The 6,630-nt window shown below is 66.2% G+C and carries 8 protein-coding genes; 4 read left to right on the top strand and 4 right to left on the bottom strand.

From position 1 onward, the window contains the following. The coding region (locus ACR2JA_RS15620) for a rod shape-determining protein (protein ID WP_434009999.1) at window positions 1–351 on the bottom strand (351 nt) is incomplete at its 3' end. Between the two features lie 265 nt (window positions 352–616). Here ACR2JA_RS15620 and gatC point away from each other — a divergent pair. Genes gatC through gatB form a run of 3 tightly spaced genes read left to right on the top strand, consistent with a single transcriptional unit; the run spans window position 617 to window position 3,875 of the window. Beyond that, window positions 617–916 (top strand): Asp-tRNA(Asn)/Glu-tRNA(Gln) amidotransferase subunit GatC, encoded by a 300-nt coding sequence (gatC, locus tag ACR2JA_RS15615; RefSeq protein ID WP_434009998.1) that lies wholly within the window; start codon window positions 617–619, stop codon window positions 914–916. Then, window positions 913–2,409 carry an Asp-tRNA(Asn)/Glu-tRNA(Gln) amidotransferase subunit GatA gene (gene gatA, locus ACR2JA_RS15610; protein ID WP_434009997.1) on the top strand — a complete coding sequence of 499 codons (1,497 nt, stop codon included), beginning with the start codon at window positions 913–915 and terminating at the stop codon, window positions 2,407–2,409. The genes gatC and gatA overlap by 4 nt, the downstream gene beginning before the upstream one ends. Before the next feature lie 2 nt (window positions 2,410–2,411). Beyond that, window positions 2,412–3,875 (top strand): Asp-tRNA(Asn)/Glu-tRNA(Gln) amidotransferase subunit GatB, encoded by a 1,464-nt coding sequence (gatB, locus tag ACR2JA_RS15605; protein WP_434009996.1) that lies wholly within the window; start codon window positions 2,412–2,414, stop codon window positions 3,873–3,875. Between the two features lie 60 nt (window positions 3,876–3,935). Here the strand turns inward: gatB and ACR2JA_RS15600 are convergent, their stop codons facing one another. Further along, window positions 3,936–4,607 carry a DUF4124 domain-containing protein gene (locus ACR2JA_RS15600; RefSeq protein WP_434009995.1) on the bottom strand — a complete coding sequence of 224 codons (672 nt, stop codon included), beginning with the start codon at window positions 4,605–4,607 and terminating at the stop codon, window positions 3,936–3,938. Next, the gene (pyrE, locus tag ACR2JA_RS15595) at window positions 4,607–5,326 is read right to left on the bottom strand and encodes an orotate phosphoribosyltransferase (protein ID WP_434009994.1); all 720 of its coding nucleotides are present in this window, start codon (window positions 5,324–5,326) and stop codon (window positions 4,607–4,609) included. Before pyrE ends, ACR2JA_RS15600 begins: the two co-directional genes overlap by 1 nt. Here pyrE and ACR2JA_RS15590 point away from each other — a divergent pair. Next, window positions 5,325–6,128: an exodeoxyribonuclease III gene (locus tag ACR2JA_RS15590; RefSeq protein ID WP_434009993.1), complete on the top strand. Its 804-nt coding sequence runs from the start codon at window positions 5,325–5,327 to the stop codon at window positions 6,126–6,128. The two genes, pyrE and ACR2JA_RS15590, sit on opposite strands and share 2 nt — an antisense overlap. On the opposite strand, the gene ACR2JA_RS15585 is transcribed toward ACR2JA_RS15590, so the two are convergent. Then, window positions 6,118–6,630, bottom strand: a 513-nt coding sequence (locus ACR2JA_RS15585) for a methyl-accepting chemotaxis protein (RefSeq protein ID WP_434009992.1), incomplete at its 5' end; no start/stop codon positions are given. The two genes, ACR2JA_RS15590 and ACR2JA_RS15585, sit on opposite strands and share 11 nt — an antisense overlap.

Below are 6,630 nucleotides of genomic sequence, written 5' to 3'. Positions count from 1 at the left end.
GCAGGGCACGCAGATGATGATGCGCGGGCTCGGCTTGAACATCGAGCGCGGGTGCACCATCTTGATGAACTGCTTGAGCATCTGCTCGGTGACGGTGAAGTCGGCGATCACGCCGTCTTTCATCGGGCGGATCGCTTCGATGTTGCCGGGCACCTTGCCCAGCATGGCCTTGGCTTCCTTGCCCACGGCCTGGATGGTCTTCTTGCCCTGGGGGCCGCCTTCGTGGCGGATCGAGACCACCGAGGGCTCGTCGAGCACGATGCCCTTGCCGCGGACGTAGATCAGGGTGTTGGCGGTGCCAAGGTCGATCGCCAGATCGGTCGAGAACTGGCGACGAAATGCTTCAAACATGGTGCAGGAATCCTGTGGGGCATGGGCGCCGCTTCGGGCGGCCATCGCCGGGGTCTGGGGGTGGGCGGTGTGTGCCTTAAGTCTTTGATTCGGCGGCAAAAACCGGTTGCGCATGGGCCGCGCCGCCAAACCTTGGATAATACCGTATCCCCTGTGTACAACTGCACGCTTCGCGGGGCTTTTCGCTCGCTTACACCCCGTTTCAGTGGAGTTTTTCCGCTGTTGGGCTGTTTTCTTTCTTCTTACCCCGAACCGACTCTTCCCCATGTCCCTGACCCTGTCCGACATCGGGCGCATCGCCAACCTGGCGCGCCTGGAACTGAGCAGTACCCAGAGCGAGCGCATGCTGGGCCAGCTCAACGGCTTTTTCGACATCGTTGAGCAGATGAACGCGGTGGACACCACCGGCGTCGAGCCGCTGGCCCACCCCACGGCCGTGATCGACCACGTCAGCCTGCGCCTGCGCCCGGACGTGGCCAGCGAACCCAACAACCGCGAGGCCAACCAGCAAAGCGCGCCCGCCGTCGAGCGCGGCCTGTTCCTCGTGCCCAAGGTGATCGAATGAGCTTGAACGACCTCCACCAGATGGGCGTGGCCGAACTGGCCGCCGCCATCGCCGACAAGAAAACCTCCTCCGTCGAAGCCGCACAGGCCCTGCTGGCGCGCGCGAAGCAGCACCAGAACCTGGGCGCCTACCTGGCGTTCAACGAAGACCTGACGCTGGCGCAGGCCCAAGCCGCCGATGCCCGCATCGCGGCCGGCGAGCGCGGCCCGCTGCTGGGTGTGCCGCTGGCGCACAAGGACATCTTCGTCACCCAAGGTTTCCCGACCACCGCCGGCAGCAAGATGCTGGAGGGTTACAAAAGTCCGTTCGACGCCACCGTGGTGGCGAACCTGGCCAAAGCCGGTGCGGTGACCCTGGGCAAGCTCAACTGCGACGAGTTCGCCATGGGCGGCAGCAATGAAAACTCCGCTTACGGCGTGGCCCGCAACCCCTGGGACACCGAGCGCGTGCCCGGCGGTTCGTCGGGCGGCTCGGCCGTGGCCGTGGCCGCGCGCCTGGCGCCGGCCGTCACCGGCACCGACACCGGCGGCTCCATCCGCCAGCCCGCCAGCTTCTGCAACGTCACCGGTATCAAGCCCACCTACGGCCGCTGCTCGCGCTACGGCATGGTGGCCTTCGCCTCCAGCCTGGACCAGGCCGGCCCCATGGCGCGCAGCGCCGCCGACTGCGCCACGCTGCTGACGGCCATGGCCGGTCCGGACATCGACCGCGACTCCACCAGCCTGGACCACCCGGCCGAGGACTACACACGTTTGCTGGGTCAGCCCCGCGAAGGCGCGACCGCCGCACAGCCGCTCAAGGGCCTTCGCATCGGTCTGCCCAAGGAGTTCTTCGGCGAAGGCTGCGCGCCCGATGTGATCGCCGCCGTGCGCGCCGCGCTGAGCGAATACCAGAAGCTCGGCGCCACGCTGGTCGACATCTCGCTGCCGCGCACCCAGCTGTCCATCCCGGTCTACTACATCATCGCCCCGGCCGAGGCCTCGTCCAACCTCAGCCGTTTCGACGGCGTGAAGTTTGGCCACCGCGCCGCACAGTTCGACGACCTGACCGACATGTACAAGAAGTCGCGCAGCGAGGGCTTCGGCCCCGAGGTACAGCGCCGCATCATGATCGGCACCTACGTGTTGAGCCACGGCTACTACGATGCGTATTACCTCAAGGCGCAGCAGATCCGCCGCCTGATCGCGCAGGACTTCCAGCAAGCCTTCACGCAGTGCGACGTGATCGCCGGCCCCGCCGCGCCTACCACCGCCTGGAAGATCGGCGAGATGAGCGACGACCCCGTCGCCAACTACCTGGCCGACATCTTCTCGCTGCCCGGCTCGCTCGCCGGCCTGCCCGGCATGAGCGTGCCGGCCGGTTTCGGCGCGGGTCACTTGCCCGTGGGCCTGCAGCTGATCGGCAATTACTTCCGCGAGGCCGAACTGCTGCAGACGGCCGATGCGTTCCAGCGCGCGACAGACTGGCACACGAAGACGCCGGAGGGCTTCTGAACATGAGCGAGAAAAAACAAGCTTCCCTGCTGGTGCAAGGCTATGAAGTCGTGATCGGCTTCGAGACGCACGCCCAGCTGGCGACGAAGAGCAAGATCTTCAGCCGCGCGCCCACCGCCTTCGGCGCCGAGCCCAACACCCAGGCCTGCGCGGTGGACCTAGCCCTGCCGGGCACGCTGCCGGTGATGAACCGTGAAGCGGTGGCGCATGCCATCCGGCTCGGTCTGGCGCTGGGCTCGCACATCGCCGAGCAAAGCGTGTTCGCTCGCAAGAACTACTTCTACCCCGACCTGCCCAAGGGCTACCAGATCAGCCAGTTCGAGATCCCGGTGGTGCAGGGTGGTGAGGTGTCGTTCTTTTTGGGTGATGAGAAGAAGACTGTTCGTCTCGTCCGTGCCCATTTGGAAGAAGACGCGGGCAAGTCTCTGCACGAGGACTTCATCGGCCAGAGCGGCATCGACCTCAACCGCGCCGGCACGCCGCTGCTGGAGATCGTGACCGAGCCCGACATGCGTTCCAGCGCCGAGGCCGTGGCCTATGCCAAAGAGCTGCACAAGATCGTGACCTGGATCGGGGTCTGCGACGGCAACATGCAGGAAGGCTCGTTCCGTTGCGATGCCAACGTGTCGGTGCGCAAGCCGGGCGCGCCGCTGGGTACACGCCGCGAGATCAAGAACCTGAACTCGTTCAAGTTCATGCAGCAGGCGATCGACTACGAGATCCGCTGGCAGATCGAGCAGATCGAAGACGGCTTCGAGATCCAGCAGGCCACGGTGCTGTTCGATCCCGACACCGGCGAAACCCGCGCCATGCGCACCAAGGAAGACGCGGCCGACTACCGCTACTTCCCCGACCCGGATCTGCCGCCGCTGGTGATTGCGCGCTCGTGGGTCGATGAAGTGAAGGCTGGCATGCCCGAGCTGCCGCGCCAGATGGCCGAGCGGCTGGTGCAGGCCTACGGTCTGCCCGAGTACGACGCGACCACGCTGACCCAGAGCCCGGCGATGGCGGCCTACTTCGAGACGGCGGCCAAGGCCAGCGGCCAGGCCAAGATGGCCAGCAACTGGATCATGGGCGAGGTTTCGCGCCGCTTGAACAACGAAGAGAAAGACATCGCGCAGGTGCCGGTGAGCGCCGACACGCTGGCGGCGCTTCTGAAGCGCATCGCCGACGGCACGGTATCGAACAACGCCGCCAAGCAGGTGATGGACGCGCTGTGGGCTGGCGACGGTCAGGATGTGGACGCCATCATCGAATCCAAAGGCCTCAAGCAAATGAACGACTCCGGCGCGCTGGAGAAGATCATCGACGAGGTGATGACCGCCAACGCGCCCATGGTCGAGCAGTTCCGCGCTGGCAAGGACAAGGCCTTCAACGCCTTGGTGGGCCTGGTCATGAAGGCCAGCAAGGGCAAGGCCAACCCGCAGCAGGCCAACGACCTGCTGCGCCAGAAGCTGCAGGGCTGAGCACCCTGTCCCCATGCAAAAAGGCCCGCCGTTGCGGGCCTTTTGTCTGGCGGGCCGGGTTCAGGGTTTGACGCCGGTGGCCCAGAGCTGCTTGAGCTTCGCCAGTTCCTCGTCGAAGCGGCCGTTGATGCGCTGCTTCTCCTGCGCCTGCTCGGCCAGGAAGCGCTTCTGGATCTGCACCTGCTGTTCGTTGTCTTCGAGCTTGCGCTTGAGCCACGACGGGGCCTTGTTGACGTCGCCCTGGTAGAACTCCAGTTCGACGTCGATCTCCTTGCGCTGGCGCGCCAGCGCTTCCTGGCGCTTGTTCACCGCGCCGACCACTTCGTCGATCTGCAGCAGCGCGTCGGTCCGCTCCTTGTCGTGCATGGCCTGGTTGGGGTAGCGCACCAGCAGGGCGCGGTCGCGGCGTTTTTCTTCGGCCACCCGCGCCAGCTGCAGCTCTTCGGCCTTGCGCTGGGCGTCCAGCCGGGCGCGTTCCTCAGCGGTGTAGCTGGGGGGCACCACGCGTTTGACGATGCCGGTCTTGCCCAGCTCCCGCTGTTCGCGGTCCAGGCATTCGGGAATGGGGCGGTCCGACGTCAGGCGCCGGCCCTTGCTGTCGGTGCAGCTGTAGATGCCCCCCGTGTTGTTCTGGGCCGCGGCCGTGCCGGCCAGCAGGCACAGGCCCAGGGCAACGGTCAGGGGATGCAGCGCAGCGCGCGCGGGCAGGCGAAAAAGCGGCAGGGGATTCATCAGGCAACGCCGTAGCGTTCGCGGTAGGCCAGCACGCGGTCGCGGTGCTGGTTCAGGTCGGCTCCCGTGTGGAGCGACAGATACTGCAGCAAATCGGCCAGCGTCGCAATGGCGCAGACCTGCAAGCCGAGCTGGCCGCGCACGTACTGCACAGCGCTGTGGTCCACGTCACGCACGGTGCCGTCCGGGCCCACTTCAGTGGCTTTTTCCTGACGGTCCAGCGCGATCGCCACCGCGTGCGGCGTGGCGCCCGCGGCCTGGATCAGGGCGATCGACTCGCGCGCGGCGGTGCCGGCGCTCATCACGTCGTCCACGATCAGGACGCGGCCCTTGAGCGGCGCACCGACCAGCGAACCGCCCTCGCCGTGGTCCTTGGCTTCCTTGCGGTTGTAGGCAAAGGGCACGTTGCGGCCCAGGCGGGCCAGTTCGATGGCGACCGCCGCACCCAGCGGGATGCCCTTGTAGGCGGGGCCAAAAATCATGTCGAATTCAATGCCGCTGGCCACCAGGGCCTGTGCATAGAATTGCGCGAGCCGCCCGAGCTTGGCACCGTCGTCGAACAGGCCGGCGTTGAAAAAGTAGGGCGAGAGGCGCCCGGCCTTGGTCTTGAACTCGCCAAAGCGCAGCACGCCCGAGTCCACGCAGAACTGCACGAAGTCCTGCGCCAGCGCACCACCAGCATCCGCCCCGGCAACGGCCGGGCCTGCATCCAACGACATGGGGAATTCCTTGTTCAAACTGACCAGCCTCAACCTCAACGGCATCCGCTCGGCCACCAGCAAAGGGCTGGAAGCCTGGCTGGCATCGCATGCGCCCGATTGTATTTGTGTGCAGGAAGTCAAGGCCCAGGCGCCCGATGTGAGCGGCCGCTTCGAGCAGCTGGCCGGTCTGCAGGGACATTTCCACTTCGCCGAGAAAAAGGGTTATTCCGGCGTGGCGGTCTACACCCGCCACGAGCCCAGCGACGTGGTGGTGGGCTTTGACGGCGGCGAGTTCGACGCCGAGGGCCGCTACTTGGAACTGCGCTTTGACACGCCCAAAGCCAAACGCTCCATCATCAGCGTGTACTGCCCCAGCGGGTCGTCTGGCCCCGAGCGGCAGGAAGCCAAGTACCGCTTTCTGGACGTGTTCTACCCGCACCTGATGGCGCTCAAAGCCCAGCGCGACTTCGTCATCTGCAGCGACGTGAACATCGCGCACCAGAACGCCGACCTGAAGAACTGGCGCAGCAACCAGAAGAACAGCGGCTTCCTGCCCGAGGAGCGCGCCTGGATGACCAAGCTGCTGAGCGACGGTGGCCTGGTCGACGTGTATCGCCGGCTGCAGCCCGACACCACCGAGACCTGTTACACGTGGTGGAGCAACCGCGGCCAGGCCTACGCCAACAACGTGGGGTGGCGGCTGGACTACCACTTGGCCACGCCCGCGATTGCCGAAGCGGCGCGCAGCGAAGCGATCTACAAGGGCGAGAAGTTCAGCGACCACGCCCCGATCACCATCGAGTACGACTTCAGTCTCTGACCGCGCCGAGATCGAAGCGCGCCACGGCGCTGGTCAGTGCCAGGGCCTGCTGGCGCAAATGGGCGGACGCTGCCGCGCTTTCCTGCACCAGGGCGGCGTTCTGCTGTGTCACCTGGTCCATCTGCTGGATCGATTGGGCCACCTCAGAGATCGCACGGCCCTGCTCGGAACTGGTCGAGGCGACGTCGGACATGGCCTCCATCACCCGCAGGGTGTCGGTCACCACCTCGTCCATCGCGCTGCGTGCCTGTTCGACGAGGGCTGAGCCCTGATCGACCCGGTCGACACTGCCCGAGATCAGGCCGCGGATGTCCTTGGACGCATCCGCGCTGCGCTGGGCGAGGTTACGCACCTCGGCCGCCACGACGGCAAAGCCACGGCCCTGTTCGCCGGCGCGCGCCGCCTCCACCGCGGCGTTGAGCGCGAGGATGTTGGTCTGGAACGCGATGCCCTCCACCGTGCCCAGGATCTCGGCGACGCGGCGCGAGCTGTCCTGGATGCT

It is taken from the genome of Hydrogenophaga sp. (genome assembly GCF_051007235.1).
Taxonomy (GTDB): Bacteria; Pseudomonadota; Gammaproteobacteria; order Burkholderiales; family Burkholderiaceae_C; genus Hydrogenophaga.
Note: the sequence above shows the minus strand (reverse complement) of the source record. Positions and strands in the feature narration are given on the sequence as shown.

Coding starts and splice junctions, on each gene's coding strand:
- gatC (WP_434009998.1), top strand. CDS start 617: ATGTCCCTGACCCTGTCCGACATCGGGCGCATCGCCAACCTGGCGCGC.
- gatA (WP_434009997.1), top strand. CDS start 913: ATGAGCTTGAACGACCTCCACCAGATGGGCGTGGCCGAACTGGCCGCC.
- gatB (WP_434009996.1), top strand. CDS start 2,412: ATGAGCGAGAAAAAACAAGCTTCCCTGCTGGTGCAAGGCTATGAAGTC.
- ACR2JA_RS15600 (WP_434009995.1), bottom strand. CDS start 4,607: ATGAATCCCCTGCCGCTTTTTCGCCTGCCCGCGCGCGCTGCGCTGCAT.
- ACR2JA_RS15590 (WP_434009993.1), top strand. CDS start 5,325: ATGGGGAATTCCTTGTTCAAACTGACCAGCCTCAACCTCAACGGCATC.
- pyrE (WP_434009994.1), bottom strand. CDS start 5,326: ATGTCGTTGGATGCAGGCCCGGCCGTTGCCGGGGCGGATGCTGGTGGT.